Origin of the sequence: Kitasatospora sp. NPDC089913 (assembly GCF_044748625.1) — a bacterium.
In the GTDB taxonomy this organism is placed as follows: domain Bacteria; phylum Actinomycetota; class Actinomycetes; order Streptomycetales; family Streptomycetaceae; genus Kitasatospora.
Genome location: NZ_JBIVGI010000018.1, coordinates 14,015 through 41,007, shown reverse-complemented (window position 1 = coordinate 41,007; position 26,993 = coordinate 14,015). Strand labels below are relative to the sequence as shown.

At 74.7% G+C, this 26,993-nt stretch carries 23 protein-coding genes; 18 read left to right on the top strand and 5 right to left on the bottom strand.

All coding sequences use genetic code 11. From position 1 onward, the window contains the following. The first annotated feature begins 14 nt into the window (after positions 1–14). The gene (locus tag ACIPYS_RS25495) at positions 15–1,193 is read left to right on the top strand and encodes a hypothetical protein (RefSeq protein ID WP_093860235.1); all 1,179 of its coding nucleotides are present in this window, start codon (positions 15–17) and stop codon (positions 1,191–1,193) included. A 146-nt stretch (positions 1,194–1,339) separates the two neighbouring features. Next, a complete protein-coding gene (locus ACIPYS_RS25490; protein WP_093860234.1) occupies positions 1,340–2,389 on the top strand; it encodes an ArsR family transcriptional regulator in 1,050 nt (349 codons plus the stop codon). A 142-nt stretch (positions 2,390–2,531) separates the two neighbouring features. Here ACIPYS_RS25490 and ACIPYS_RS25485 read toward each other — a convergent pair whose 3' ends face one another. Continuing rightward, positions 2,532–3,284 (bottom strand): GNAT family N-acetyltransferase, encoded by a 753-nt coding sequence (locus tag ACIPYS_RS25485; protein WP_400749920.1) that lies wholly within the window; start codon positions 3,282–3,284, stop codon positions 2,532–2,534. Positions 3,285–3,456: 172 nt separating this feature from the next. Then, positions 3,457–4,353: an SDR family NAD(P)-dependent oxidoreductase gene (locus ACIPYS_RS25480; RefSeq protein WP_400749918.1), complete on the bottom strand. Its 897-nt coding sequence runs from the start codon at positions 4,351–4,353 to the stop codon at positions 3,457–3,459. A 187-nt stretch (positions 4,354–4,540) separates the two neighbouring features. Here ACIPYS_RS25480 and ACIPYS_RS25475 point away from each other — a divergent pair, with 187 nt between their 5' ends. From ACIPYS_RS25475 to ACIPYS_RS25425, 11 genes are all read left to right on the top strand, one after another. Then, positions 4,541–6,256 (top strand): MDR family MFS transporter, encoded by a 1,716-nt coding sequence (locus ACIPYS_RS25475; RefSeq protein ID WP_400749915.1) that lies wholly within the window; start codon positions 4,541–4,543, stop codon positions 6,254–6,256. A gap of 303 nt (positions 6,257–6,559) precedes the next feature. Next, positions 6,560–7,534: an NAD(P)-dependent oxidoreductase gene (locus tag ACIPYS_RS25470; RefSeq protein WP_078896849.1), complete on the top strand. Its 975-nt coding sequence runs from the start codon at positions 6,560–6,562 to the stop codon at positions 7,532–7,534. Between the two features lie 31 nt (positions 7,535–7,565). Beyond that, positions 7,566–9,212 (top strand): PQQ-binding-like beta-propeller repeat protein, encoded by a 1,647-nt coding sequence (locus tag ACIPYS_RS25465; protein WP_400749912.1) that lies wholly within the window; start codon positions 7,566–7,568, stop codon positions 9,210–9,212. A 75-nt stretch (positions 9,213–9,287) separates the two neighbouring features. After that, the gene (locus tag ACIPYS_RS25460) at positions 9,288–9,917 is read left to right on the top strand and encodes an NAD(P)-dependent oxidoreductase (protein ID WP_093860229.1); all 630 of its coding nucleotides are present in this window, start codon (positions 9,288–9,290) and stop codon (positions 9,915–9,917) included. Between the two features lie 172 nt (positions 9,918–10,089). Further along, a complete protein-coding gene (locus ACIPYS_RS25455; protein WP_030396577.1) occupies positions 10,090–10,728 on the top strand; it encodes an NAD(P)-dependent oxidoreductase in 639 nt (212 codons plus the stop codon). A 313-nt stretch (positions 10,729–11,041) separates the two neighbouring features. Then, the gene (locus ACIPYS_RS25450; protein ID WP_400749909.1) at positions 11,042–11,710 is read left to right on the top strand and encodes a DUF2269 domain-containing protein; all 669 of its coding nucleotides are present in this window, start codon (positions 11,042–11,044) and stop codon (positions 11,708–11,710) included. 13 nt (positions 11,711–11,723) lie between these two features. Then, positions 11,724–12,947, top strand: coding sequence for a sensor histidine kinase (locus tag ACIPYS_RS25445; RefSeq protein WP_093860228.1), 1,224 nt, complete (start codon positions 11,724–11,726; stop codon positions 12,945–12,947). Beyond that, on the top strand, positions 12,944–13,609 hold the full coding sequence (locus tag ACIPYS_RS25440) for a response regulator transcription factor (protein ID WP_093860227.1): 666 nt from the start codon (positions 12,944–12,946) through the stop codon (positions 13,607–13,609). Before ACIPYS_RS25445 ends, ACIPYS_RS25440 begins: the two co-directional genes overlap by 4 nt. A gap of 190 nt (positions 13,610–13,799) precedes the next feature. After that, positions 13,800–14,204, top strand: a complete 405-nt coding sequence (locus ACIPYS_RS25435; protein WP_400749905.1) for an SHOCT domain-containing protein — start codon at positions 13,800–13,802, stop codon at positions 14,202–14,204. A 38-nt stretch (positions 14,205–14,242) separates the two neighbouring features. Further along, positions 14,243–14,995: an ABC transporter ATP-binding protein gene (locus ACIPYS_RS25430; protein WP_093864855.1), complete on the top strand. Its 753-nt coding sequence runs from the start codon at positions 14,243–14,245 to the stop codon at positions 14,993–14,995. Between the two features lie 73 nt (positions 14,996–15,068). Beyond that, entirely contained in the window at positions 15,069–17,639 is a 2,571-nt protein-coding gene (locus ACIPYS_RS25425; RefSeq protein WP_400749902.1) for an ABC transporter permease, read from the top strand. Positions 17,640–17,721: 82 nt separating this feature from the next. Here the strand turns inward: ACIPYS_RS25425 and ACIPYS_RS25420 are convergent, their stop codons facing one another. Continuing rightward, positions 17,722–18,003: an HPr family phosphocarrier protein gene (locus ACIPYS_RS25420; RefSeq protein WP_030396570.1), complete on the bottom strand. Its 282-nt coding sequence runs from the start codon at positions 18,001–18,003 to the stop codon at positions 17,722–17,724. 229 nt (positions 18,004–18,232) lie between these two features. Here ACIPYS_RS25420 and ACIPYS_RS25415 point away from each other — a divergent pair, with 229 nt between their 5' ends. From ACIPYS_RS25415 to ACIPYS_RS25400, 4 genes are all read left to right on the top strand, one after another. Then, on the top strand, positions 18,233–21,115 hold the full coding sequence (locus ACIPYS_RS25415; RefSeq protein WP_400749899.1) for a GNAT family N-acetyltransferase: 2,883 nt from the start codon (positions 18,233–18,235) through the stop codon (positions 21,113–21,115). A 92-nt stretch (positions 21,116–21,207) separates the two neighbouring features. After that, entirely contained in the window at positions 21,208–21,807 is a 600-nt protein-coding gene (locus ACIPYS_RS25410) for a DUF5998 family protein (RefSeq protein ID WP_093860223.1), read from the top strand. A 167-nt stretch (positions 21,808–21,974) separates the two neighbouring features. Continuing rightward, entirely contained in the window at positions 21,975–23,159 is a 1,185-nt protein-coding gene (locus ACIPYS_RS25405) for an alkaline phosphatase family protein (protein ID WP_093860222.1), read from the top strand. A 33-nt stretch (positions 23,160–23,192) separates the two neighbouring features. After that, the gene (locus ACIPYS_RS25400) at positions 23,193–23,849 is read left to right on the top strand and encodes a thymidine kinase (RefSeq protein WP_093860221.1); all 657 of its coding nucleotides are present in this window, start codon (positions 23,193–23,195) and stop codon (positions 23,847–23,849) included. A gap of 9 nt (positions 23,850–23,858) precedes the next feature. Here ACIPYS_RS25400 and ACIPYS_RS25395 read toward each other — a convergent pair whose 3' ends face one another. Next, positions 23,859–24,608, bottom strand: a complete 750-nt coding sequence (locus ACIPYS_RS25395; RefSeq protein ID WP_093860220.1) for a VOC family protein — start codon at positions 24,606–24,608, stop codon at positions 23,859–23,861. A gap of 165 nt (positions 24,609–24,773) precedes the next feature. Between ACIPYS_RS25395 and ACIPYS_RS25390 the strand changes: the two genes are divergently transcribed. Then, positions 24,774–25,634 (top strand): sulfurtransferase, encoded by an 861-nt coding sequence (locus tag ACIPYS_RS25390; protein ID WP_400749893.1) that lies wholly within the window; start codon positions 24,774–24,776, stop codon positions 25,632–25,634. A gap of 86 nt (positions 25,635–25,720) precedes the next feature. Here the strand turns inward: ACIPYS_RS25390 and sepH are convergent, their stop codons facing one another. Beyond that, positions 25,721–26,800, bottom strand: coding sequence for a septation protein SepH (gene sepH / locus ACIPYS_RS25385; RefSeq protein WP_093860219.1), 1,080 nt, complete (start codon positions 26,798–26,800; stop codon positions 25,721–25,723). Between the last annotated feature and the right edge of the window lie 193 nt (positions 26,801–26,993).

Sequence of the window (26,993 nt, the reverse complement as noted above, 5' to 3'; positions counted from 1 at the left end):
GAGGTCGCATCATCATGGCAGGCATCATCAGCAGCTGGGGTGACAACACCAACGGCCAGCTCGGCGACGGCGGGACGGTCAACCGGACCACCGCGCAGGACATCAAGGGCCTGGAGAACGTGGTCAAGGTGGCGGCCGGCAGCGGCCACGCCCTCGCCCTGACCGGCGACGGCGAGCTCTGGGGCTTCGGCCGCAACGCCTTCGGCCAGCTCGGCGACGGCTCCACCGAGAACCAGGCCACCCCGGTCCGCACCGTCGGCCTGCCCGGCCGGGTCCGCTCGGTCGGCGCGGGCGGCGGCCACACCGCCGCCCTGCTGGAGGACGGCACCGTCTGGGCCTGGGGCGCCGGCTTCTTCTGCGCCCTCGGCGAGGCCAACTTCGGTGTGCAGCCGGTCCCGGTCCGGGTCGACGGCCTGGAGGACGTGGTCGAGCTCGCGGTCGGCGGCGCGCACAACCTCGCGCTCAAGGCCGACGGCACCGTCTGGTCCTGGGGCCGCGACGACCGCGGCCAGCTGGGCGACGGTCCCGGTTCGACCCGCGAGGGCCGGATCGTCCGTTCCTACATGACCGCCTCCTTCGATTGCCGGCCGCGCCCGGCCGTGATCGAGAACCTGGAGCCGGCCGTCAGGCTGAGCGCCGGCGGCGGTCACAGCATGGTCGTGCACGCCGACGGCACCGCCTCGGTCTGGGGCTTCAACGACCGCGGCCAGCTCGGCGACGGCACCACCGAGGACCGCGCCGCCCCGCAGAAGGTCGCGGGCCTGCGCTCGGTCACCCAGCTGGTCGGCGCCTACCACCACACGGTGGCGCTGCTGGCCGACGGCACCGTCTGGGCCTGGGGCCTCAACGACGGCGGCCAGCTCGGCGACGGCACCACGGCCGACCGCGCGGTGCCGGCCCCGGTGCCGGGCCTGACCGGCGTCAAGGCCGTTTCCGTCAGCGGCGGCGGCACCGACGCGGCCCCCGGCAACGGCGGGCACGCGCTGGCGCTGCTGGCCGACGGCTCGGTGCAGGGCTGGGGCTGGAACAACTGGGGCCAGCTGGCCGCCGGCCAGGTCCAGATCGTTCCCACCCCGTCCCGGATCGCGCTGTCCGGCCCGGCCATCGGCATCGCGGCCGGCGGTGAGATCCCGCCGACCAACAAGTTCATGGCCAACCCCGGCGGTGGCTTCGCCTTCGCCCTGCTGGGCTGAGCCCCGGCCTTGCGCAACCGCCGGGCGGCCCGGCCCGTCCGGGCCGCCCGGTGCGGGGCCGTCCGGCCCGTCCACCCATGACCGCTGACCTCGGGCCGGGGGCGCCGTCCGCCCCCGCCCCGGTCCCCGCAGGGAGGCCTCACCCCATGACCGCCGTTCCCCAGACCGCCCCTGCTTCGGCCGGCGCGGTGTTCCTCTCCGAATTGATGTTCCCGTCGACCCCGCGCTGCCTGGCGCTGGCCGCCGAGTTCAGGCTCGCCGAGCTGCTGGCCGAGGGCCCGCTGCCGGTGGCCGACCTCGCCGAGCGCGCCGGAGTGACCGCCGGCCCGCTGGCCAAGGTGCTCGCGCTGCTCACCGAGGACGGCGTGTTCGAGGAGGTCGAGCCCGGCGTCTTCGCCAACACCGAGCTCTCCGAACTGCTCCGTCCCGGCGTGCCCGGTTCGATGGACGCGATGGCCCGGATGGTCGGCGCCGAGTGGCTCTGGGCCTCCTGGGGCGCGCTGGACCACAGCCTGGCCACCGGGAAGCCCGGTTTCGAGAAGGTGCACGGCACCGCGCTCTGGCCCTGGCTGCAGAAGAACCCGTCCGCCGCGGCGACGTTCAACCAGGCGATGACGGACTTCACCGACGCGCTCTCCGACGCCCTGGTGTCGGCGTACCCCGAGTTCGCCGAGGCCGGCGCGGTCTGCGACCTCGGTGGCGGGCAGGGCACCTACCTGGCCGCGATCCTGCACAAGTACGACTCCCTCGCCCGCGGCGTGCTGGCCGACCTGCCGAGCGTCATCGAGCAGGCCAGGACCCAGCCCGACGTCGCCAAGCTGGCCGAGCAGGGCCGGCTGGACTTCGAGCCGGTCGACTTCTTCGCCGGGGTCCCGGCCGGCATCGGCGCCTACGTCACCAAGCAGGTCTGGCACTCCTGGCCGGACGAGGCGCTGGTCCGGCTGCTGCGCAAGTGCCGGGAGGCCTCGCCGGGCGCCCGCTTCGTCGCGGCGGAGCTGGTGCACCGCGAGGGCGTGCCGAGGTTCGTGAAGAACTTCGACCTGGTCATGCTGGTCACCATGAGCGGCGAGGTCCGCACCGAGGAGCAGTTCGCCGAGGTCTTCCGGCGCGGCGGCTACCGGCTCAACCGGGTGGTGTCCACCGGGACGGCCTTCGCACTGCTCGAGGCCGTGCCGGACCCCGACCCGCTGGACTGACCGGACGCTCGGGACGGCCCGGGGGAGAATTCCTCCGGGCCGTCCCGGAGAATTTCCGACGTATTGCGAGAGGGCCCGGATCCGACATCGGATCCGGGCCCGCGGTTTTCCCTCCGGGTATTTCCCGGAGGGATTGCGCCACTCAGTCGAACCGGAATTCCGACAGGCCGCCGCGGGACCGGTAGCCGAGCGAGCCGAACAGCCCCTGGACCGTGTCGTTGCCCTCGGCGGTGACCGCCATGCCGAACAGCCCCTCGGCCCGCACCTCGGTCGAGGACTCGACGAGCAGCGCCCGGGCGTACCCGCCGCGCCGGACGTCGGGCTTCGAGTAGAGCGGGCCGTAGCGCACCACGCCCGCGACGGCGGCGGTCCGGCCGAGGATCGCGACGGGCTCGCCGTCGAGCTCCCAGGCCCGCAGCAGGCCGCCGGCGATCTGGCCCCGGACGGAGCGCGAGGCCATCTCCCGGCTGAGTCCGGCGCCGTGCGCGGCCTCCAGGCACCAGTCGGTGAACAGCTCCGCCTCCTCCTCGCGGGCGGCCCTGGACTGCCCGTCCGGGGCCGGCCGGCCGTCGGTGGTGACCGCGCCGTCCAGGCACAGCATCCGCTCGCGGCGATCGGCCCGGACCGGCCGGCCGGTGGCCTCGGACCAGGCCGCGGCGAACGCGGCGGCCGCCGCGTCCGGCCCGATCACGCCGGGCAGGAGGTCGGGCCCGGCGCCCAGTTCGGCGCCGAGCGCGGCCGCGGCGGCCGCCGGCATCCCGCTCAGCACGACCAGGTGCGGCGCCGTGAACGCCGCGACGCCGACCACCGGCGCCGTGTCCGAGGCCGGGTCCTCGACCCGGCTCCAGGCTATCGGCGGGGCGGTCGGCGGGCGGAATTTCGCGCCGGCCAGCATGGTCAGCAGGATGGAATTCTCGACGGGGTTGCCGGCAATCCACCCACCGGTTTCCGAGATGAACTCTTCGGTGTTCCTCGTGGTTTTTACGAACATATCGAAAAAATAGCCGGAGGGTGGATTGCTGGCAATGGCGCGAGTGGCGAACGGGCCCCGGTGCGTCCGGTTCCGGTCAGTTCGCGCCGGGACGCCCGGCGCCCGGCCCGCCCTGAGCGCCGGGACCGCCCTGGCCGCCCTGAGCACCGGGACCGCCCTGTGCACCGGGACCGCCCTGGCCGCCGCCGGGCCGCCCCATCGTCCCGGCGGTGACGCCGGCCGTCATGCCGCCCTCCAGCCCGAACAGCGAGCCGGTGACGAAGCTGGCCGCGTCGCTGCCGAGGAAGACCACCGCGTGGGCGACCTCCTCCTCGGTCGCGATCCGCCCCAGGGCGGTGGCCGCGCCGGCCCGCTCCAGCGCGCCCGGCTGCCCGCCGACCCGCTGGCGGAAGTCCTCGGTGTCGACCGGGCCGGTGATCAGCGCGTTGACCCGGATGCCCGCCGGGCCGGCCTCCAGCGCGGTGGCCCGGGTCAGGCCGACCACACCGTGCTTGGCCGCGGTGTACGCGCCCAGGCCGAAGGCGGTGCCCTGGACACCGGCGGTGGAGGCGTTGTTGATGATGCTGCCGCCGCCGCTCGCCCGCATGGCGGCGATCTCGTGCTTCAGCGAGTGGTAGGTGCCGACGAGGTTGACCGCGATCACCGCGGCGAAGGCGTCCGCCGGGACCCGGTCCAGCGGGCCGAAGGCCCCGCCGCCGCCGGCGTTGTTGAAGGCGATGTCGAGGCGACCGTGTCGCTCGACCGTGGTACCCACCAGGCGGGCGACGTCATCCTCGACGGTGACATCGGCGGCGACGAAGTCCGCCTGCCCGCCCTTCTCCCGGATCCGCTCCACCACGGCGTTGCCCAGCTCGGCCCGGCGGCCGGAGACCACGACGTGCGCCCCGGCGGCGGCCAGCGCCAGTGCGGCGGCGGCCCCCATGCCCGAGGTAGAACCGGTCACGAGCGCGATCTTCCCCTGGAGTTGGCTCATCGTTAGCTGCCCTTCCGGGCGGCCGCGGCCGCCCTTGACGTTGGCTCTTGACGGCTTATTTTGATTGTATAGTCTATACGAATTCAAGCTCGGAGCAAGGTCTCCGAGCCGGCGGACGCCTCTCAAGGAGTACCCAATGAGCGCCCCGTACGCTGCACCCGCCCCGGAAGTGCCACGTAAAACCTTCTTGACGATCTTTGCCGCCCTGGTGCTTGCCATGTTCCTGGCAGCCCTGGACCAGACGATCGTGGCGACGGCCCTGCCGACCATCGCCGGTGACCTCGGCGGCGTGACCCACCTGGCGTGGGTCATCACCGCCTACATGCTGGCCGCCACCGCGGCCACGCCGCTCTGGGGCAAGCTGGGCGACCTCTACGGCCGCAAGCTGATGTTCCAGTCGGCGATCACGATCTTCCTGCTCGGCTCGGCGCTGTCCGGCCTGTCCGCCAACATCGGCCAGCTGATCGGCTTCCGCACCCTCCAGGGTCTCGGCGCCGGTGGTCTGATGGCGCTGGCCATGGCCCTGATCGCCGAACTGGTGCCGCCCCGCGAGCGCGGCAAGTGGCAGGGCTACGCGCAGTCCTGCTTCGTGATCGCCGGTGTGGTCGGCCCGCTGATCGGCGGCGCCTTCGTCGACCACCTGTCCTGGCCGTGGATCTTCTACATCAACCTGCCGATCGGCGCGGTCGCGCTGCTGGTCGTCAGCTCGGTGCTGAAGCTGCCGGTCAACAAGCAGAAGAAGCAGCTCGACTACCTCGGTTCGGCGCTGCTCAGCTCCGCCATCGTCGCGATCCTGCTGGTCTCGGTCTGGGCCGGCGACCAGTACTCGTGGGGCTCGGTCCAGATCATCGGCCTGCTGGTGCTCGCCGCGGTGCTGCTGGTCGGCTTCGTCCTGCAGGAGAAGCGGGCCAGCGAGCCGGTCGTCCCGCTGGAGCTGTTCAAGGACCCGGTCATCCTGGTGGCCACCGTCGGCCTCTTCCTCGCCTCGATCTCGCTCTTCGTGGCGACCGTCTACACCCCGCTCTTCCTCCAGGTCGCCAACGGGGACACCGCCACCGAGTCCGGCCTGCTGCTGGTCCCGCTGATGATCGCGACCGTGGTCAGCCTGACCGTCTCGGGCAAGGTCGTCGCGGCGACCGGCAAGTACAAGATGTTCCCGATCGCGGGTCTGCTGATCATGGCGGTCGGCCTGTACCTGATGTCGACCCTCAAGGCCGACTCGTCCCAGGTGGCCGCGGGCGGCTTCCTGGCGGTCTTCGGCATCGGCTTCGGTCTGGTCACCCAGGTGCTCATCGCGGCGGTCCAGAACTCCGTCGAGATGCGCCAGCTGGGTGTGGCGACCGCCGCGGCGAACTTCTTCCGCTCGCTCGGTGGCGCCATGGGTGTGACCGTCTTCGGTGCCATCCTCAACGCCCAGCTGCGCGACCAGCTGCCGAAGAAGGTCCCGGCCGAGGCGCTGGCGCGGCTCGGCACGGACGGTCTGCTGACCTCGCCGGCCAAGGTCCGGGCGCAGGCGCCCGAGGTGCGCGACGGCGTGGCCTCGGCGCTGGCCGAGTCGCTGCACACGGTCTACCTGATCGGCATGATCATCGCGCTGCTCGGCGCCCTGGTCGTGGTCTTCCTCAAGGAGCGTCCGATGCGGGCGCCGATGGGCGCGCCCGGTGGCAAGGGCCAGGGCGGCCAGGGCGGCCCCGGTGGCCAGCAGCAGGGCCAGGGCGGCGGCCAGTGGCAGGGCCAGGGCGGCCAGGGAGGCCAGGGCGGCGGTCAGGGCCAGGGTGCTCCCGCCGGCGGCGGCCAGTGGCAGGGCCAGGGCCAGGGCGCCCCGGCCGGCCAGGGTGGCCAGGGCGGTCAGCCCGGGCACGCCGGTCCCGCGGGCGGACGACCGGAGACCGCGGCCGGCTGACGGCCGCCGCTCCGCCCGGTCGACCGACCGGCGTCCGCCCCGACAGCCCCTCCTCCCCCACCGTTACCCCCGGCGGTGGGGGAGGAGGCTTGTCCGGGGCCTGAACTGATAGCACGTCAGCATCGGATACGGCTCGAAACGGACGCCGAAAGCCGTCGCGGAGTGAGTGTTCACCCGCTAGGCTGGACGGGCAGTCGGCACCCCGGCCGCGGTGGGGCGGGGTGTCTGGCACGGCCTTCCCCGCCGCACTCCGAGCGCCGGGAGTACCGGCGCGACCAGCCCACCAGGAAGCGGGTCGACTCCATGGCCGACATACCCAGCCGGCGGCGTGCACTCTCCCGGGACCTCCCGCCCGCCGCCGCCCCCGGCATACCCCCGGCGACCAGGATCGGTGTCATCGGTCTCGGCGTCATGGGCGGCGGCATGGCCTCCCGCCTGCTCGACCAGGGCCACCGGATCGTGGTCCACAACCGCACCCCCGAGCGCGCCGCCCCGTTCGCCGCTCGCGGCGCCGTGGTCGCCGCCACCCCGGCCGAACTGGCCTCGCAGGTGGACGTGGTGCTGCTCAGCCTGGCCTCCGAGGCCGCCGTCGAGGAGCAGCTGTTCGGCGCCGGCGGGGTGCTGGAGACGCTGCCCGCCCACGGCATCGTGATGGACACCAGCACCGTCTCCCCGGACTTCGCCCGGTCGGTGGCCGAGCGGGTCGCCGGCCGCGGCCGCAGCGCCGTGGACGCCTGCATCATCGGCAACGGCCAGCACGCCAAGGACGGCGAACTGCGCTTCATGGTCGGCGGGTCCGCGGAGACCTTCGAGCGGCTGAGCGCCGTACTGGAGCCGCTCGCCAAGGAGATCCGCCACCTCGGCCCGAGCGGCCTCGGCGCCACCGCCAAGGTGATGCTGAATGTGCTGATGGGCGTCGAGATGCAGGTGCTCGCCGAGTCGGTGACGCTGGCCCAGCGGGCCGGCATCGACCGCGAGCTGGCCCTCTCGATGATCAGTGAGAGCGGCTTCAGCTCGCCCGTGATGAAGTACAAGGCCGGTGTGATGCGCCGCCGGGCCTACGGCGAGCCGCAGTTCCGGCTCGACCTGATGCGCAAGGACCTCCGGCTGGCCACCGCCGAGGCCGGGCGCCTCGGTGTCGCGACCCCGGTCTGCGACGCCACCCACGAGACCCTCGTCGCTGCCGCCGAGGCGGGCCTCGGCGAGCTGGACTGCGCCGCCGTGCTCTCCCATGCGGAGGTCACCGCCGGGCTTCCCGGCACCCCGGACCGTACGTGAACCACGCGCCCTCACCGAGGAGTTGATCCACGTGTCCCAGTCCCAGCCCCAGCCGAGACGGTCCCGGGCGGCCGGTTTCGGCACCGCCCTGGTGGCCCTGTTGACCGCCCTCGTCCTGCTCGCCGCCACCAACGGCGCGGGCGCCGAGGACACCGAGTCCCGCCCCCGCCCCCCGGCGAACTGGAGCAGCTGGCAGTTCGACCAGGCCGGCAGCCGGTTCAACGGCCAGGAGAGCCGGATCACCCCGGCCACCGTCGGCAACCTCGGCCTCAAGTGGGCCTTCGGCCACGAGAAGGTCCAGGGCGTCTACCTCGGCAGCCAGCCCGCCGTGGTGGACGGCACCCTCTACGTCGGCGGTGCCGAGGGCACCTTCCACGCCATGGACGCCAGGACCGGCGCGGCGCGCTGGACCTTCGACGTCACGCCGGTGGCCGGCGCCCACTCGGCCACCAACCCGGACCCGGTCCGCAGCAGCCCGGCCGTCGAGGGCAACACCGTCTACTTCGGTGACAACCGCGGCTACCTGTACGCGCTCGACCGCCGCACCGGCGCCCTGCGCTGGTCGCTGAAGCTGGACACCCACCCGCAGGCCCAGATCACCAGCTCGCCGCTGGTCTACAACGGCCAGGTCTACGTGGGCGTGTCCAGCAAGGAGTCGGGCGCCACCTTCGACCTGACCTACCCGTGCTGCACCTTCCGCGGCTCGGTGGTCGCCGTCAACGCGTACACCGGACAGCTGAGCTGGCGGCACTGGACCACCCCGCAGCCGCAGCAGGTCGGCACCTGGCCCAACGGCGCGGCCCGCTACGAGCCCTCCGGCGTCGCCGTGTGGAGCTCCCCGGTGGTCGACCGGGAGACCGGCACCATCTACGTCGGCACCGGCCAGAACTACACCGGCGCGGCCGGCGACACCGACTCGGTGCTCGCCCTGGACGCCCGCAACGGCAACGTGCGCTGGCGGTCCCAGGAGGTCTTCCCGGACACCTTCACCGTCGCCTGCGGCATCCCCGGCGCCGACGCCTACTGCCCCAGCAAGGCCAACGGCACCGATCACGACTGGGACTTCGGCGCCAGCGCCAACGTCTTCAGCATCGGCCACCGCCGGGTGATCGGCATCGGCCAGAAGAACGGCGTCTACCACGTCTACGACGCGCTGACCGGCGCCAAGGTCTGGGACCGCGCGGTGGTCGCCGACCCCAACACCAAGGGCGGCAGCTCCGGCATCCAGTGGGGCACCAGCTACGACGGCACCCGGCTCTACGTCGCGACCTGGTTCGCCAACCCGGGCACCCTGTACGCGCTCGACCCGGCGACCGGGGCGATCCTCTGGCAGACCGAGAGCCCGGCCGACGGGTGCCAGTGGGGCGGCGCGGCCGCCAACCCCGAGCTGTGCCAGCGGGCCTTCACCCCGGCGGTGACCGCCACCCGGGGCCTGGTCTACGAGGGCGGCGCCGACGGCAAGATGCGCGTCTTCTCGGCCACCACCGGCGCCGTGCTCTGGCAGTACGACGTGGTCCGCGACTTCACCACGGTCAACGGTGTGCCGGGGCACGGCACGGCGCTCTCCGGTGGCGGCGGCGCGGTGGTCGCGGACGGCATGCTCTACGTCCAGGCCGCGTACTACCCGCAGTACCCGAGCAATGCGGGCGGCGTTCTGCTCGCCTTTTCCCTACCGTAGGACCAGTCGGCGTAGCGAAGGTCAACTCACGGCCGGCGGCACCCAGTTGCCGCCGGCCCCGGCAAGGAGGAAATTATGGAGATCGTCGTGGTGGGAGCGGCCGGTCGGACCGGGCGGCTGCTCGTCGAGAAGGCCCTGGAGAACAAGCACAGCGTCACCGCGCTGCTGCGCGACCCGGCGAAGCTGCCGATCGAGCACGAGCGGCTGAGCAAGGTCCGCGCGGACGTGTTCGACGTGGACTCGCTGACCGGCCCGCTGGCCGGCAAGGAGGCCGTGGTGATCGCGCTGGGGGTGACCACCCGCACCACGACCACGGTGTTCTCCGAGGGTGCGCGCAACGTCATCGCCGCCGCCCGGGCGGGCGGGGTGCGCCGGCTGGTGACCATGTCCTCGGCCGGTCTGGAGACCAAGCACCTGCCGGCGATGCAGCGCTTCGTCGCCGAGTTCGTGGTGGACCGGGTGTACCGGAACATCCACCTCGACCTGGCCCGGATGGAGGACGAGGTCGAGGCCAGCCCGCTGGACTGGACGATCGTCCGGGTGCCGATGCTGACCGACGGTCCGGCCACTCCCAACTACCAGGCGGTGGTGGGCGGCCACATCGCGAAGGCGTCGCGCATCGCACGGGCGAACGTGGCCGACTACATCGTCACCCATCTGGATGACACGGCCACCTACGGCCGGCGCGTCGAGGTGGCCAACTGATGACCCCCGGCGGGGGCCGGCCCGCCCGCGGCACGTCCGCGGCGCGGGCCGGCCGCGCGCCGGCCACCGGCCGGGCACCCGCCGCCGGGGCCGACCGGGGCTGACCGGGGCCGACCCGGGCCGTCCAAGGCCGTCCAAGGCCGATCGAGGCCGATCGAGGGGGAAACGCACCGTGAACATCGTCGTCTTCGGCGCGACCGGTGGCACCGGCCGCCACTTCCTGGAGCTGGCCGCCGAGGCCGGGCACTCCACCGTCGCCTTCGCCCGCGACCCGCTGGCCCTGGCCGACGCCCGCCCCAGCACCATCCGGCAGGGCGACGTGCTCGACCCGGACGCGGTGGCCCGCGCCGTGGAGGGCGCGGACGCGGTGGTCTCCGCGCTCGGCATCGGCTACAGCCGGGCCGCCACCACGGTCTACTCGGCCGGCACCGACCACATCCTCAAGGCCATGCGCGCCACCGGCGTCTCCCGGGTCGTGTGCGTCTCCACCACCAGCATGAGCCCGGTGCCCTGGCGCGCCGCCCCGTTCCAACGGGCCCTCACCTCCTGGGTGCTGCACCCGATGCTCCGTCGGCCGTACGCCGACATGGCGCGAATGGAGCGGTTCCTGCTGGAGGACACCGAGCTGGACTGGACGCTGGTCCGGGCCGCCCGGCTCACCGGCGGCCGGGCCCGGGGCCGCTACCGCACGGCGGTCGGCCGGCGGCTGCCCGGGGCCTGGTCGATATCCCGCGCCGACCTCGCGCACTACCTGCTCGCCGCGCTCCAGGAGCCGGCCGCGCGGCGCGAGGTCGTGGAGATCGCCTACTGACCGCCCGTCCGCCGCCCGTCCGCCGCCCGTCCGCCGTCCGGCCGCCGCCCGTCCGGAGCCCGTCCGGAACCCCGCGCGCAGCCCGTCCGCCGAACGATCCCGGCCGTCGGCCGTCCGCACCTCGCGCCGTTCGTACTCAACGGGCGGTACGGCCGGCTACTCCCGCCGTGCGATGCCCCGCCCACCCCGGCCGGGCAGAGTAGGGGGTGATCCCGTGGATCACCCAAGCCGTGGGCCGGCGGCCGTACACCATCCACCCGGTGGCCGCCGGCCCGTGGCCCGCGTCGCCCCTCGCCCTCCGGAGCACAAGCCGATGCCCACACCTCCTGGTCCGCCCGCCGCCGACACCCCCGAGGCCCCGACGGCCCCCGCCGGGCCCCCGGCCGACCGTGCCGACCGGCCGGAGCCCCCGGCCGGTCTCGCCGGGCGCCTGCGGCTGCCCAAGCACGCCCGCCGGGTCTGGCTGACCGTGCACGTCGCCTGCTCGGTCGGCTGGCTCGGCCTGACCGCCGGTGTGCTCGCCCTCGGTATCGCCGGCCGCTTCTCCGACAACCCGGACACCGTGCGCGCCGCCTACCTGGCGCAGGAGATCTTCGCCGACTGGCTGCTGATCCCGATCAGCCTGCTCTCGTTGCTCTCCGGAGTGCTGCTGTCCCTCGGCACCACCTGGGGCCTGCTCCGCTACCGCTGGGTCGCCACCAAGTTCTGGCTCACCCTGGCCGCCACCCTGGCCTCGATCTTCGCCCTGCGCGCCTTCATCCACGACGCGGCCGGCCAGGTCGCGGCCGGCACCGTACCCCCGGACGGCCGGGCCCCGCACGTGCTGGTGATCGCCCCCTCGGTGGCCCTGACCATCTACCTGACCGCCACCGTGCTGTCCGTGGTCAAGCCCTGGGGCATGACCGCGCGGGGCAAGCGCCTGGCCGCCGAGGCCCGCGCCGCGCGCGTCAACCGGGCCGCGGGCGCGGCGCCGGGGCGGTGACCGTTACCCGTTCATGAGCACCGACCACGTGAGCACAGGCCACGACCCCTATCCCGGACCGCCGTGGACCAGACCCTCCTGGACCAGGCTCTCCGCCGTCCTGGTGGCCCTGGTCCAGGTGGTCGGCTCCACCGCCGCCGCCCGCCAGCAGACCGACCGGGCCGCGCTCGACGCGGTCGGCTACGCGCTGCTGCTGCTCGGGCCCGCCCTGCTGCTCCTGCGCGACCGCTTCCCCGGCCCGGTGGTGGCCGGCGTCACCGCCGTCACCATCGGCTACCTGCTGGCCGGCTACCCGTACGGCCCGGTGTTCTTCAGCCTCGCCGTCGCCGTCTACGGCGCGCTCGCCCGGGGCCGCCGGTGGTGGGCCTGGATCTCCCTCGGCGCCGGCTACCTGATCCATCTGGCCAGCTCCCACCTGCTGCCGCACGGCTGGCAGCGTGCCCCCGGGCCCGGCCCGAGCTGGTGGCAGGAGGCCGGGGCGGCGGCCTGGCTGCTGCTGATCCTGGCCGGCGCCGAGATCATGCGCTCGCGCGGCGAGCAGCTCGCCGCCCGCCGGCTGGCCCGGCGGCAGGCCGAGGAGAACCGCGCCGCCGAGGAGCGGCTGCGGATGGCCCGCGAACTCCACGACATCCTGGCGCACTCCATCTCGGTGATCCACCTCCAGGCCGGGGTGGCGCTGGAGCTCATCGACGAGCACCCGGACCAGGTGCGGGCCGCGCTGACCGTGATCAAGGCGACCAGCAAGGAGGCGCTGGGCGAGGTGCGCCAGGTGCTCGGCACCCTGCGGGGCCCGGACGGCCAGGCCCCGCGCACCCCCGCCCCCGGCCTGGCCCGGCTGCCCGAACTCGTGACCCAGGCCGGCCACGCCGGGCTCGCCGTCACGGTCGACACGGTCGGGACCGCCCGGCCGCTCCCCGCCCAGGTGGAGCTGGCCGCGTTCCGGATCGTCCAGGAGGCGCTCACCAACGTCATCCGCCATTCGGCCGCGCGGAGCGCCACGGTTCTGATGGACTGGTCCTCCCCGGCGGGGCTGCTGCTCCGGGTGGACGATCCGGGCCCGGCCGCCGGCGGTGACGGCGGTGGTTCCGGCAACGGCCTGGTGGGCATGCGCGAGCGGGCCGCGGCCTTCGCGGGCGAGCTGACCACCGGCCCGCACGGCGGCGGCTTCCGGGTCCGGGCCTGGCTGCCCGACCCCGCGGGGCCGGGCGCGGCGAGCGAGGGGAAGCGGACGGAATGATCCGAGTACTGCTGGCGGACGACCAGGTCCTGGTCCGGGCGGGCTTCCGGGCCCTGCTCGACGCCCAGCCCGACATCGAGGTGGTCGGCGAGGCGGACGACGGCGCGGCGGCCGTCCGGCTGGTGGAGGAGCTGCGGCCGGACGTCGTGCTGATGGACATCCGGATGCCCGGCACCGACGGCCTGGAGGCCACCCGCCTGATCTGCTCCCGCCCCGAGCTCTCCGCCGTCCGGGTGGTGGTGCTGACCACCTTCGAGATGGACGAGTACATCTTCGAGGCGCTGCGGCTGGGCGCGGCCGGCTTCCTCGCCAAGGACACCGAACCGGCCGACCTGCTGCGCGCCGTCCGGGTCGCCGCGGTCGGCGACTCGCTGCTCTCCCCGGGCGTGACCCGCCGGGTGATCGACGAGTTCGCCAGCCGCTCCCGGGAGCCCTCCGTCGGCGGGCAGCTGCTGGACGCCCTCACCGACCGGGAGCGCGAGGTGCTCACCCTGGTCGGCATGGGCCTGAGCAACGACGACATCGCCCGCCGCCTGGTGGTCAGCCCGCTCACCGCGAAGACCCACGTCAGCCGCGCCATGGTGAAGCTCGGCGTCCGCGACCGCGCCCAGCTGGTCGTCCTCGCCTACGAGTCCGGCCTGGTCCGCCCCGGCTGGCTCTGAAGCCCGCCCCGGAAGGCCCGGGAGCAGCCCGCGCCCCGGGGCGTACTCCCGGTGTCGTACCCGCGGTGCCGCTCCCCGGAGGACGCGGCGGACCCCCCTTCGGCGAGAAGCTCGTGGTGGCCTCGGAGACCGTCCGGGGCCGGCGCGGCCCCCGTCCGAACGTGCGGGGCACACCGAGGAGTTGACCGACATGCAGAGCACCGCACTGCTCGCCGACGCTTACTGCCGGGAGGGCTGGGGTCCCTGGAACGGGGGCGGCCCCGGTCCGTGGTTCCTGCTCTTCCCGCTGTTCTGGCTGATCGTCCTGGTCACCGTGTTCACCGTCTTCCGCCGCCGCGGCTTCGGCCGGCGCGGGCCGTGGGGCCCGCCGTGGGCCGGCGGCCAGTGGGGCGGCCCCTGGGGCGGCGGCCCGGGCTGGCGCGGCGGACCCCCCTGGGCCGGCGGCGGCACCGAGGCCCCGCTGGCGAGCCTGGCCCGCCGGTACGCCGACGGCGAGATCACCGAGGAGGAGTACCGCACCCGGCGGGACACCCTGCTGGAGCACCTCCAGGGCGGCCCGGACGACAGCAAGCCGGGTCAGGGCGGTACCAAGTGACCACCTCGCCGACCCTCGAACTGGTCGGGACCGACCGGATGGCCGCCCGGGTGGCCGACGCGGTCAAGGTCTACGGCATCGGCCGCACCGAGGTGCGCGCCCTGGACCACGTGACCGTCGGCTTCCCGGCCGGCCGGCTCACCGCGATCATGGGCCCGTCCGGCTCCGGCAAGTCCACCCTGCTGCACTGCGCGGCGGGGCTGGACCGGCTGACCGCCGGCACCGCGATGATCGGTGACACCGAGCTGGAGAACCTCAACGACCGCAGGCTGACCCTGCTGCGCCGGGAGCGGATCGGCTTCGTCTTCCAGTCCTTCAACCTGGTTCCGGTGCTGACCGCCCGGGAGAACATCACGCTGCCGGTCGACCTGGCCGGCGGCGAGGTGGACCGGGAGTGGGTGGAGACCCTGATCGACGCGGTCGGCCTGCGGGAACGGCTGGAGCACCGGCCGACCGAGCTGTCGGGCGGCCAGCAGCAGCGGGTCGCGCTGGCCCGGGCGCTGGCCGGCCGTCCGGAGGTGGTCTTCGCGGACGAGCCGACCGGCAACCTGGACTCCCGGACGGGCGCCGAGGTGCTGGAGCTGATGCGCCGCGCGGTGGACGAGATGGGCCAGACGGTGGTCATGGTCACCCACGACCCGACCGCCGCCGGCTATGCGGACGAGGTGGTGTTCCTCGCCGACGGCCGGCTGGTGGACCGGATGGAGCGGCCCACCCCGGCCGGGGTGCTGGACCGGATGAAGGACTTCGACCGTGCCCCCGCGGCAGGCCGGGGAGGCGCGGGGTCATGAGCGAGCGGAGCGAGCGAATCATCGTGGGGTGCGCATTGGGCGAAGCGCCTGCCGAGCGCAGCGAGGTGGACGCATGAGCAGTACCACCGCCACCCTTCGGATCAGTCTGCGCTCGCTGGCCGCGCACAAGCGCCGGCTGGCCGGGACGTTCACCGCGATCCTGCTCGGGGTGAGCTTCCTGACCGGCACCCTGGTGCTCGGCGACACCCTGCGCGGCAGCTTCGACTCCCTCTTCGCCGATGCCAACCGCGGCACCGACGCGGTGGTGCGCAGCGCCGACGTGATGGACACCGAGAACACCTTCGGCGGCGTCCGCGCCCCGGTGGACCTCGCGCTGGCGGACCAGCTGCGCCAGGTGCCCGGGGTCGCGGCGGCCGAGCCGGCCATCCAGGGCTCCGGGCAGCTGATCGGCAAGAACGGCAAGGCGGTGGGCGGCCAGGGGCCGCCCACGCTGGCCGGTTACTGGCAGCCGGACAGCGGGCTCAACCCGTACCGGCTGGCCGAGGGCCGGGCGCCGCAGCAGCCGGGGGAGGCGGTGATCAACCGGGGCGCGGCCAAGGCCGGCGGGCTGGGCATCGGCGACTCGACCATCCTGCGCGCCCCCGACCCGGTGCCGGTGACGATCGTCGGCATCGCGACCTTCGGCGCCTCGGCCGACGGCATGGGCCAGAACACCTACACCGGGCTGACCCTGGCGGACGCCGAGCGTTACCTGACCCCGAAGGGGCAGGGCCAGGCCACCTCGATCCAGTTCCGGGCCGAGGGCGGCGTCTCCCAGCAGGAGCTGGTGAAGGTGCTGACGGCGAAGCTGCCGGCCGGGCTGGAGGCGGTGACCGGGACGAAGGTCTCGGAGGAGGCCACCGCGCAGGTGTCCAGCCGCTTCCTGACCATGTTCACCACCCTGCTGCTGGTCTTCGCGGGCATCGCGCTGCTGGTGGCGACCTTCACCATCCACAACACCTTCGCCATCGTGGTGGCGCAGCGCACCAGGGAGAACGCACTGCTCCGGGCACTGGGCGCGGCCCGCGGCCAGGTACTGGGGGCGACCCTGGCGGAGGCGGTGGTGGTCGGGCTGGCGGCCTCGGCGGCCGGAGTGCTCGGCGGGATCGGGATCGCGGCCGGGCTGACGTCGCTGTTCAAGGTGATCGGCTTCAGCCTGCCGACCGGCAGCCTGGTGATCGGCGCCGTCTCGGTGGCTCTGCCGCTGCTGGTGGGCACGGTCACGGCGGTCGGCTCGGCGGTCGCGCCGGCGGTGCGGGCGGGCCGGACGGCCCCGCTGGCCGCGATGCGGGCGGTGGCGGTGGACGGCGCGGCCGACGGCCGGGCCGGCCGGGTCCGCTGGACCGCCGGCGCGCTGATGGTCGCGGCCGGGGTGGCCGCCACGGTGGTCGGCGCCACGGACGGCCCCTCGGTGGGGCTGACCGCGGGCGGGGCGGTGGCGACGCTGCTCGGTGTGGTGGTGCTCGGCCCGGTGTTCGCGACCTTCGTGGTGCGGGTGCTGGGCGCGCCGCTGCCGAGGCTGCGCGGCATGCCGGGCGTGCTGGCGCAGCGCAACGCGACCCGCAATCCGAAGCGGACGGCCGCGACGGCCAGCGCGCTGATGGTCGGGGTCACGGTGGTCTCGCTGTTCACCGTCTTCGGCGCCTCGATCAAGGCGACCATGGACGACACGGTGAGCCGGACCTTCGCCGGGGACCTCGCGGTCTCCACCGGCGGATTCCGGGCGGGGGCGCTCAGCCCGAAGCTGGCGGACGCGGTGGCCGCCCTGCCGGAGGTGCGGCAGAGCGTGGGCCTGGGCCGGGGTGTGGCGCGGGTGGACGGCCACGGCCGGACCCTGGACGTCACCGACCCGGCCCGGCTGGCCGGGATCGTGGACCTCGGCCGGGTGGACGGTTCGCTCCAGCTGGGCACCGACGGCCTGGCGGTGTCCCGGTCCGAGGCGGAGAAGCAGGGCTGGCAGGTGGGCACGACCGTGCCGGTGCGGTTCAGCGACGGCACCGAGACGCCGTTCACGGTGAAGGCGCTGTACCAGGGCAGTGAGCTGGCCGGCGACTACCTGGTCACCCGGGAGGCGTGGGCCCCGCACAAGGGCCAGGACTCCGACTCGCTGGTGGCGGTGGCGCTGAAGGACGGGGTCTCGCTGTCGGCCGGCAAGGCGGCGGTGACGGCGGCGGCGGTGCCGTTCGGCGACCCGAAGGTGCAGACCCGGGCGGAGTACGCGAAGGACTCGGCCTCGGTGGTCGACATCATGCTCTCGGTGGTCTACGCGCTGCTGGCGCTGGCGGTGCTGATCGCGCTGCTGGGGATCGCCAACACGCTGACCCTGGCGGTGCACGAGCGGACCAGGGAGCTGGGCCTGCTGCGGGCGGTCGGCCAGACCCGGAGCCAGTTGCGCGCGATGGTGCGCTGGGAGTCGGTGCTGGTGGCGCTGTTCGGCACGATCGGCGGCCTGGGCCTGGGGGCGTTCCTGGGCTGGGCGCTGGTCCGGGCGGCGGACACCGAGGGGACGGGCAGCTTCGCCGTCCCGCCGCTCCAGCTGTCCGTGGTGCTGGTGGCCGGGCTGGTGGCGGGTGCGGTGGCCGGTCTGCGACCGGCCCGCCGGGCGGCCCGGCTGGACATCCTGCGGGCGATCGCGGCGGGCTGACGGCCGCCGCCGCGCACACCGGAGCCCGGGCCCCCCGACCAACGGGGCCCGGGCTCCGGACGTGTGCGCGGTGCCGCGGGGCTCAGGCCGCCGCGGGCAGCTCGTCCAGGCCCTGCTGGACCAGCGCGGCCAGGCGGTCCAGGGCCTCGTCGGCGCCCTCGGCGTCGGAGGCCAGGACGACCTCGTCGCCGCCCTGCGCGCCGAGCGCCAGCAGGCCGAGCATGGAGCCGGCGTTGACCGGGTTGCCGCCCGGCTTGGTGATGGTGATCGGCACGCCGGTGGCCGCGACGGCCTTGACGAAGACGGAGGCGGGACGGGCGTGCAGGCCCTCGGCCCAACCGATGGTGACGCGGCGCTCGGCCATGAGACGTGCCTTTCCGGTGAAGCTGGTCATGGCCGCGATGGGGGGAACGGCCATGTTGTCTAGACCAGTGTTGCACGCAGCCGACCCCTGCGAGTCGCCGCGTTCGGGAGTTGTGATTGTTTCTTTCAGAGCCATAAACGGCGCATAATCCCCGTTCAGAGGCCCTGCCCACCCTGCCGTGAACGCACGCCCGGCGCCATTCGGCCCGCCGCCGGATAACCTGACGATCGTGGACGACTCCGCGGCACCGCACCCCGAGCAGGACCCGACGCCCGCCCGGACGGAGGCCCGCCACGACCACGGCCCGACCGGCCCGGACTACCCGCAGCACTGGGAGGCCGACGTCCTGCTGCGCGACGGCGGCACCGCCCGGATCCGCCCGATCACCCCGGCGGACGCGGGCCGTCTGGTCGAGTTCTACGAACAGGTGTCGGACCAGTCCAAGTACTTCCGCTTCTTCGCGCCCTACCCCCGGCTCTCCGCCAAGGACGTCCGGCGCTTCACCCACCACGACTTCGTCCACCGGGTCGGCCTCGCCGTCGTCGTCCGCGACCGCTTCATCGCCACCGTCCGCTACGACCGGATCGACGCCGACGGCCGCCCCTCGGAGACCGGCACCGACGCCGAGGTCGCCTTCCTGGTCCAGGACGCCCACCAGGGCCGGGGCGTCGCCTCCGCCCTGCTGGAGCACATCGCCGCGGTCGCCCAGGAACGCGGCATCCGTCGCTTCCAGGCCGAGGTGCTGCCGGAGAACCGCAAGATGGTGAAGGTCTTCACCGACGCCGGCTACGTCCAGCGCCGCAGCTTCGCCGACGGCGTGGTCCACCTGGAGTTCGACCTCGAACCCACCGCCGCCTCGCTCGCCGTCATGCGGGCCCGCGAGCACCGCGCCGAGGCGCGCTCCGTCCAGCGGCTGCTCACCCCGCGCTCGGTGGCCGTGATCGGCACCTCCCGCAACCCGCAGACCGTCGGCCGGACGCTGCTGCGCGACCTGCTCGGCGGTTTCGCCGCCGCCGACCGCCCGGTGTACGCGGTGAACCGCAGCGCCCCGCCCGGCACCGAACTCGACGGCCTCCTGGTGCACCGCTCGATCCTGGAGATCCCCGGCCCGGTCGACCTCGCCGTGATCGCCGTGCCCGCCCCGGCCGTGCCCCAGGCGGTCGCCGAGTGCGGCGCGCACGGCGTCCAGGGCCTGGTGGTGGTCACCGCCGGCTACGCCGAGACCGGCCCCGAGGGCCGCGACCGCCAGCGCGCCCTGGTCCGCCAGGCCCGGGCGGCCGGCATGCGGGTGATCGGCCCCAACGCCTTCGGCCTGATCTCCACCGACCCGGAGCACCCGCTGAACGCCTCGCTCGCCCCGGTGCTGCCCGCCCGGGGCGCCTTCGGCGTCTTCTGCCAGTCCGGCGCGATCGGCGTCGCCCTGCTGGAGGCCGGCCACCGGCGCGGCCTCGGGGTCTCCTCCTTCGCCTCGGTCGGCAACCGCGCCGACGTCTCCGGCAACGACTTCCTCCAGTACTGGGCCGAGGACCCGGCCACCGAGGTCGTCCTGCTCTACCTGGAGTCCTTCGGCAACCCCCGCAAGTTCACCCGGATCGCCCGCCGGCTCGCCCAGGCCAAGCCGGTGGTCGTGGTGAAGGGCGCCCGCCACACCGGCAGCCTGCCGCCCGGCCACGCCGTCCCGGCCACCGCGACCGGCCTGCGGGACGCCACCGTCGACGCCCTCTTCCAGCAGGCCGGCGTCACCCGGGTGGAGACCATCACCGAGCTGTACGACACCGGCGACCTGCTCGCCCACCAGCCGCTGCCGCCCGGCGACCGGGTCGCGGTGGTCGGCAACTCCGACTCCCTCGGCCTGCTCACCCACGACGCCTGCCTCTCCGCCGGCCTGCGCCCGCGCACCCCCGTCGACCTCACCACCGCCGCCACCGGTGAGAACTTCCGGATCGCCCTGGACACCGCGCTCACCGATCCCGGGGTGGACGCGGTGATCGCCGTCGCCATCCCGCCGATCGGCAGCCAGTCCTGGGGCGCCCGCCCGGCCGGCCGCCCCGCCGGCCCGGACGGTCCCGGGGCCGGCCCCGAGGTGGGGTCCGACGATCCGGAGATCGCCGCCGCCCTGCTCGCCGCCGGCGAGCGCGCCCGGGCCGCCGGCAAGCCGCTGCTCCTCGCCCACCTGGCCCTGACCGACCTGCCGGACCGGCTGCGCCCCGGCGGCATCCCCTCCTACCCCGCCCCCGAGCGGGCGGTCCGGGCCCTCGCGCACGCCGTCCACTACGCCGACTGGCGCCGCCGGATGGCCGAGGCCGAGGAGACCGCCAGGGTCCCCGAGCTCGAGGGCATCGACGAGGCGGGCGCCCGCGCCCTGGTCGACGCCGCGCTCGCCACCCGCCCCGCGGTCGCCGCCCGCACCCAGCCCGGCGGGGCGCGGATCACCCTGCCCGACCCCGAGGCGGCCGCGCTGCTCGGCCGCTACGGCATCGACGTCTCGCCGACCCTGCCCGCCCCGGACGAGGAGAGCGCGGTGCGGGCCGCCGCGGCCCTCGGCTACCCGGTCGCGCTCAAGGCCACCGCCCCGCACCTGCGCCACCGCCCCGACCTCGGCAGCGTCCGGCTCGACCTGACCGGTGAGGCCGGACTGCGGCACGCGCACCGCGAGCTGGACGAGCTGCTCGGCGGCGCCGCCCAGGCCGCGCTGGTGGTCCAGCGGCTCGCCCCCCGCGGCGTGGACACCGTGATCGGCGCCACCGTCGACCCGGCGGTCGGCGCGATCCTGTCCTTCGGTCTGGCCGGGGCCCCCGCCGAACTGCTGGGCGACGTCGCCCACCGACTGGTTCCGGCCACCGACCAGGACGTCGCCTCGCTCGTCCGCGAGGTGCGGGCGGCCCCGCTGCTGTTCGGCTGGCGGGGCGCCGAGGCGGTCGACACCGACGCCCTGGAGGAACTGCTGCTGCGGGTGTCCCGGCTGGTGGACGACCTGCCCGAGGTCGCCTCGGTCGACCTCGAACCGGTGGTCGTCGCCCCGCACGGACTGGCGATCCTGGGGGCGCGCGTACGCATCGCGCCCCTGCCGGTCCGCAGTGATCTGGGCCCGCGCGCCATGAGCACGCTGTAACCTTCCTTGGTTGCGTCCGGACCCGGGCGCCGTTGTCCGAAGCTCGGCGCCGCACCGCCCGCTTCGTCGGCGGACCATGCCAGGATGGAGTTATGGCGAAGACCGGTACCACCACCACACAGGACCTGCGTTCCGCGATCGAGCGCAGCGGCTACTACCCGGCCCTGGTGTCCGAGGCGGTCGAGTCCGCGGTGGGTCCCGAGCCGATCAGCTCCTACCTGGTGCACCAGGAGACCACCTTCGACGCCAACGAGGTGCGTCGGCACGTCACCGTCCTGGTCCTGACCCCGACCCGTTTCGTGGTCAGCCACACCGACGAGCAGACCGGGGACGGGAGCAGCCCCGCCGTCCCGCTCGCCACCACCTCCACCGAGAGCGTCCGGCTGGACCGGATCAACTCCGTGGTGGTCAGCCGGATGGTCGCCAACCCGGAGACCTACACCCCGGGCACGCTGCCCCGCGAGGTGGTGCTGACCATCGGCTGGGGCGCGGTCCAGCGGCTCGACCTCGAACCGGCCGGCTGCTCCGACCCGAACTGCGAGGCGGACCACGGCTACACCGGCTCCGCCACCGCCGACGACCTCTCCCTGCGGGTCAGCGAGGCCGGCGACGGACCGGAGACGGTGGCCCAGGCCCTGGTCTTCGCCCGCGCCCTCTCCGAGGCGACCGTCACCAGCGGCCCCCGGGTCTGACCCCGCCCCGGACGAGCCGCACAGACCCGCGCCGACCCGCCCCCACCGCGCCGACCGGCGCCGACCCGCACGGTCGCGCGCCGACCGCCGCCGACCCGCCGCCGTCCGGACACCGCCCGCCACGGGTCCGGACCGCGCCGGCCAGCCAGGAAGCCACCCCCGCCACCATGCCCTTCGCCCCCGACGGCCACGACGCCTTCGAGCTCCTCGACCCCGCCACCGCGCCCGCGCCGCCCTACGGCAGCGGCTCGCTCTGCGACCTGCTGCCCTCGGTGGCGGCCGGCCTCGGCGTGCCCGGCTTCGGCGCCGCGCTGCCGCTCGCGCCCGCCGACCGGGCGGTGGTCTTCCTGGTCGACGGCCTCGGGTGGGAGCTGCTGCTGCGCCATCCCGAGTACGCGCCGTTCCTCTCCTCGCTGACGGCCGGCTCGCTCGGCGGCACCGGCCGCCCGCTGACGGCGGGTTTCCCGTCCACCACCGCCACCTCGCTGGCCTCGGTCGGCACCGGCACCCCGCCCGGTCTGCACGGCCTGGCCGGCTACACGGTGGCGGTGCCCGGCGCCGGGCACCTGATGAACCAGCTGCGCTGGCAGCCGCCGACCGATCCGGCCGGCTGGCAGCCGTACCCCACCGTCTTCCAGCAGGTGCACGCCGCCGGGGTGGCCACCGCCCAGGTGTCCTCCCCGCTGTTCGCGCAGACCCCGCTCACCCGGGTCGCGCTCTCCGGCGGCACCTTCCTCGGCCGCACCACCGGCGAGGAGCGGATGGACCGGGCCGCCGCCTGGCTCGCCGAGCACGACCGCGCGCTCGTCTACACGTACGTCAGCGAACTCGACGGCGCGGGCCACCGCTTCGGGGTGGACTCGGACGAGTGGCGGATGACCCTGGACGCGGTCGACCGGCTGGCCCGCCGGCTCGCCGAACAGCTGCCCCCGCGCTCGGTCATGTACGTCACCGCCGACCACGGCATGATCGACATCGCCCCCGAGGACCGGATCGACTTCGACGAGGACTGGGAGCTCGGCGCCGGCGTCGCGCTGCTCGGCGGCGAGGGCCGCGCCCGCCACGTCTACGCCGTCCCCGGCGCCGCCGCCGACGTCCACACGGTCTGGAGCGAGGTGCTCGGCGACCGGATGTGGGTGGCCACCAGGGACCAGGCGATCGAGGCCGGCTGGTTCGGCCCCGCGGTGGACGACCGGGTCTACCACCGGATCGGCGACGTGGTCGCCGCCGCCCGCGACGACATCGCCGTCGTCGCCTCCCGCAACGAGCCCGGCGAGTCCGCGATGATCGGCCTGCACGGTTCGATGACCCCGGTCGAGCAGTTCGTGCCGCTGCTCGAATTCCGCCGCTGAACTCCCCCGACCTGAAAGGCCCTCGCACCACCCATGGCTGAACTGGTGTTCTTCTCCGGCACGATGGACTGCGGGAAGTCGACCCTCGCGCTCCAGATGGACCACAACCACGCCGCCCGCGGCCGGCAGGGGATCATCCTCACCCGCAACGACCGGGCCGGTGCGGCCACCATCTCCAGCCGGCTCGGTCTGCGCGCCGACGCGGTCGAGGTGGCCGACGAGTTCGACTTCCACGCCCATGTCGTGCACCGGCTCTCGGCCGGCGGCCGGGTGGACTACCTGATCTGCGACGAGGCCCAGTTCTTCGACCCCGCGCAGATCGACCAGCTCGCCCGGGTGGTCGACGAACTCGACATCGACGTCTTCACCTTCGGCATCACCACGGACTTCCGCACCCGGCTCTTCCCCGGCTCCCAGCGGCTGATCGAACTCGCCGACCGGGTCGAGGTGCTCCAGGTCGAGGCGCTCTGCTGGTGCGGAGCCCGGGCCACCCACAACGCCCGTACCGTCGGCGGGGTCATGGTGGTCGAGGGCGCGCAGGTCGTCATCGGCGACATCTCGGTGCGCGAGGACGAGGTCGGCTACGAGGTGCTCTGCCGCCGGCACCACCGCCGTCGGCTGACCGCGGCCACCGCCCGCGCAGCCGTGCTCTCCCCGGACGTGCTCCCCTTCGAGGAACAGCAGGCCTGAGCCGTGCCGTCAGCCGGCCTGCAGGACCGAGAAGTGCCCGCCGCGCGGGTCCGCCAGCCGGGCCGCCCGGCCGCGCGGCGTCCCCTGCGGTTCCACCAGCACCCGGCCGCCCAGCTCGACCGCCCGGCGGGCCGTCAGATCGACGTCGGACACCGCGAAGTGGGTGCGCCAGCGCGGCGGGTGGCCGCGCAGCTCGGCGCCGTGCCGGATCCCGGCCACCGGCCGGCCGCCGACCAGCAGGGCCGACCCGCCCTCGGCCTCGGCCACCGGCACCCCGAGCACCGCGCGGTAGAACACGGCCGCGCCCTCCGCGTCCGGGGTGAGCAGCTCGGCCCAGGCCGGTCCGCCCGGCCCCGGCCCGCTCTCCCGGCCGAGGTGCTCCTCGCCCTGCCAGAGCCCGAACACCGCGCCGGAGACGTCGGCCGCGATCGCCAGTCGCCCGGCCCGCTCGGCCTGGAGCGGTCCGACCGCGACCGTGCCGCCGCACTCCCGCACCAACTGGGCCGCGCGGTCCGCGTCGTCCACCGCGAAGTAGCTGGTCCACTGCACCGGGAAGCCGGCCACCGCGGACAGCCCGAGCCCGGCCACCGGCTCCTCGCCGAGCCGGGCCCGGACGTACTCGCCGAGCTGGGCCGGTCCCGGGGCGAAGGTCCAGCCGAGCAGTTCGCCGTAGAAGGCCCGGGCACCGGGCAGGTCGTCGGTCATCAGGCTGACCCAGCACGGGGTGCCCTGGGCCAGCCGGAGTGTCAGCGCGGGCATGACAGGTCTCCTCAACGGGCGGTCGGCGCACGAAACGGCGCAGTGAGGGTGATGCTTCCACCGTGGCGCTCGTCGAACCCTCGGGCCGCGCGGAAAGTCCGGCAAAGAGCGCACAAAGAGCGCCACCCCGCCGGGGCGCTCCGGTCCTGCGCCAGAATGACCGCCATGACCACCCTTCACGATGACTCCCCGCTGGTGTCGGTGACCGGTTTGCGGGAGTCGCTCGACTCCGGGCGCCCGCCGATCCTGCTCGATGTGCGCTGGCAGCTCGGCGGCCCGCCCGGCATCGAGGACTACACCGCCGGCCACCTGCCCGGCGCCCGTTTCGTCGCCCTCGACACCGACCTCGCCGCCCCGGCCGGCCCGCCCGGGCGCGGCGGCCGCCATCCGCTGCCCGACCCGGAGGAGTTCGGCGCCGTGCTGCGCCGCCTCGGCGTCTCGGCCGACCGCCCGGTGGTGGTCTACGACGGCGCCACCTCGCTGGCCGCCGCCCGCGCCTGGTGGCTGCTGCGCTGGGCCGGCCACCCGGACGTCCGGGTGCTGGACGGCGGCTTCGCGGCCTGGGAGGAGGCCGGCCTGCCGGTCACCACCGAGGTGCCGCCTGCCGGGGACGGTGACTTCAAGCCGGTCCCGGGGCAGCTGCCGGTGGTCGACGCGGACGGCGCCGCCGCCTGGGCCCGGGAGGCGCTGCTGCTGGACGCCCGGGCGGGGGAGCGCTACCGGGGCGAGACCGAGCCGATCGACCCGCGCGCCGGCCACATCCCCGGCGCGGTCTCCGCGCCGACCACCGAGAACGTCGGTCCGGACGGCCGCTTCCGCCCGGCCGCCGAACTCGCCGCCCGGTTCCGGGAGCTGGGCGCGGGGGAGCGGGGCACCGCCGTCTACTGCGGCTCCGGGGTGACGGCCGCGCACCAGATCCTGGCGCTCGCGGTGGCCGGGCTGCCGGCCACCCTCTACCCGGGCTCGTGGAGCGAGTGGTCCAGTGACGCGGCCCGCCCGGTCGCCGTCACCGACCAGCCCGGCTGAGCCCGCCGACGCCGAAGGCGCGGACGACCGGGTCGTCCGCGCCTTCGCACCGCTCTGCCGCGCCGCGGTCCTGCCGCCCCGCGGTGCTACTCCTGCTTCTTGCGCCGGCTGCCGAAGACGATCTCGTCCCAGCTCGGCACGGTGGCCCGGCGCCCGGGCCGCACACCGTCGGCCTCGGCCTGACGGTCGGTGGTGCCGACCAGCCGCTCCCGGTGCGGTGCCACCGCCCGGGGCATCAGGATGTCCGCGTACGCCGAACCCGCGCCGACCGCCGGGGCGGCGGCCGCGGGCTCCGCGACCTCCTCCTCGGCCACCTCGGCGGGCACCGGCTCGATCGGCGGCGGCGCGCCGACCGCGAGGTCGCCGCGGAAGGCGGGCACCACGTCCAGCAGGCTGGTCAGCGAGTCCCGGGACTCGGCCGTCGCCTCACGGGACTCCCGCACCTCGCGGGCCGACATGATCCGGTCCGCCGAGGGCCGGTCGATCATCGGGCGCAGCGGCCGGTCGTGGGGGAGTCGGGCGATCCGCGGGATGAACGGGAAGACCGAATCGTCCTCGCGCTCGACCGACTCGCCGATCAGCGCGCGGGCCTCGTCGTCGTTGGGCTGCACCAGCCGCCGGGGCGGGTCGTACGTCCAGGCCGCACTGCGGCCCTCGCCGTCGGCCCGGTAGGAGAGGATGACCTCCCAGGTGCCGTCGTCGCGCCGCCAGGAGTCCCAGCGCTCGGTCTCCTTCTCGGCGCCGCGCAGCGCCAGCCGCTCGGAGACCGCCTCGCCCAGCTGCGGGCCGGGGGCCTCGCCGTGCCGGCGGATCGCGGTCTTCCGGGCCCGCTCGGCCATGAAGGCGCGCTCGGCCAGCACCGGACCCTCGAAGCGGCGGACCCGGTCGACGGAGATGCCGGCGGCCTGGGCGACCTCCTCGGCGGAGGCACCGGCTCGTATCCGCGCCTGGATGTCCCGGGGGCGGAGGTGGCTCTCGACCTCGATCTCGATCTGGCCGAGGCGCGGCCGGTCACCACGGATGGCGGCCCGCAGCCGCTCGTCGATGGGGAGGGTGTACTCGGTGCTGTCGGCAGCCTTGAGCACCAGCCGTGTGCCGTCGTTGCTGACGGCCACAACCCGCAGTTCGGGCACGCTTACCTCCCGGGTGGTGCCTGCCGACGTCACCTGCGTCGCTGCTCCCGTACTGAGTGTGGCCTGCCCACTCGCGACTGGCCACAACCTTGCTGAGTTCCCCGGCGTGTCGGGCTTACGCCCGGCCACACCGCTGTGGCACGGTTGCCTTTTTGCCACGTCATCCGTCGACGTCGCGCCTGGGTGCCCCGACCGTCCTCGCACGTGGAGTGACGCGACGATCCGG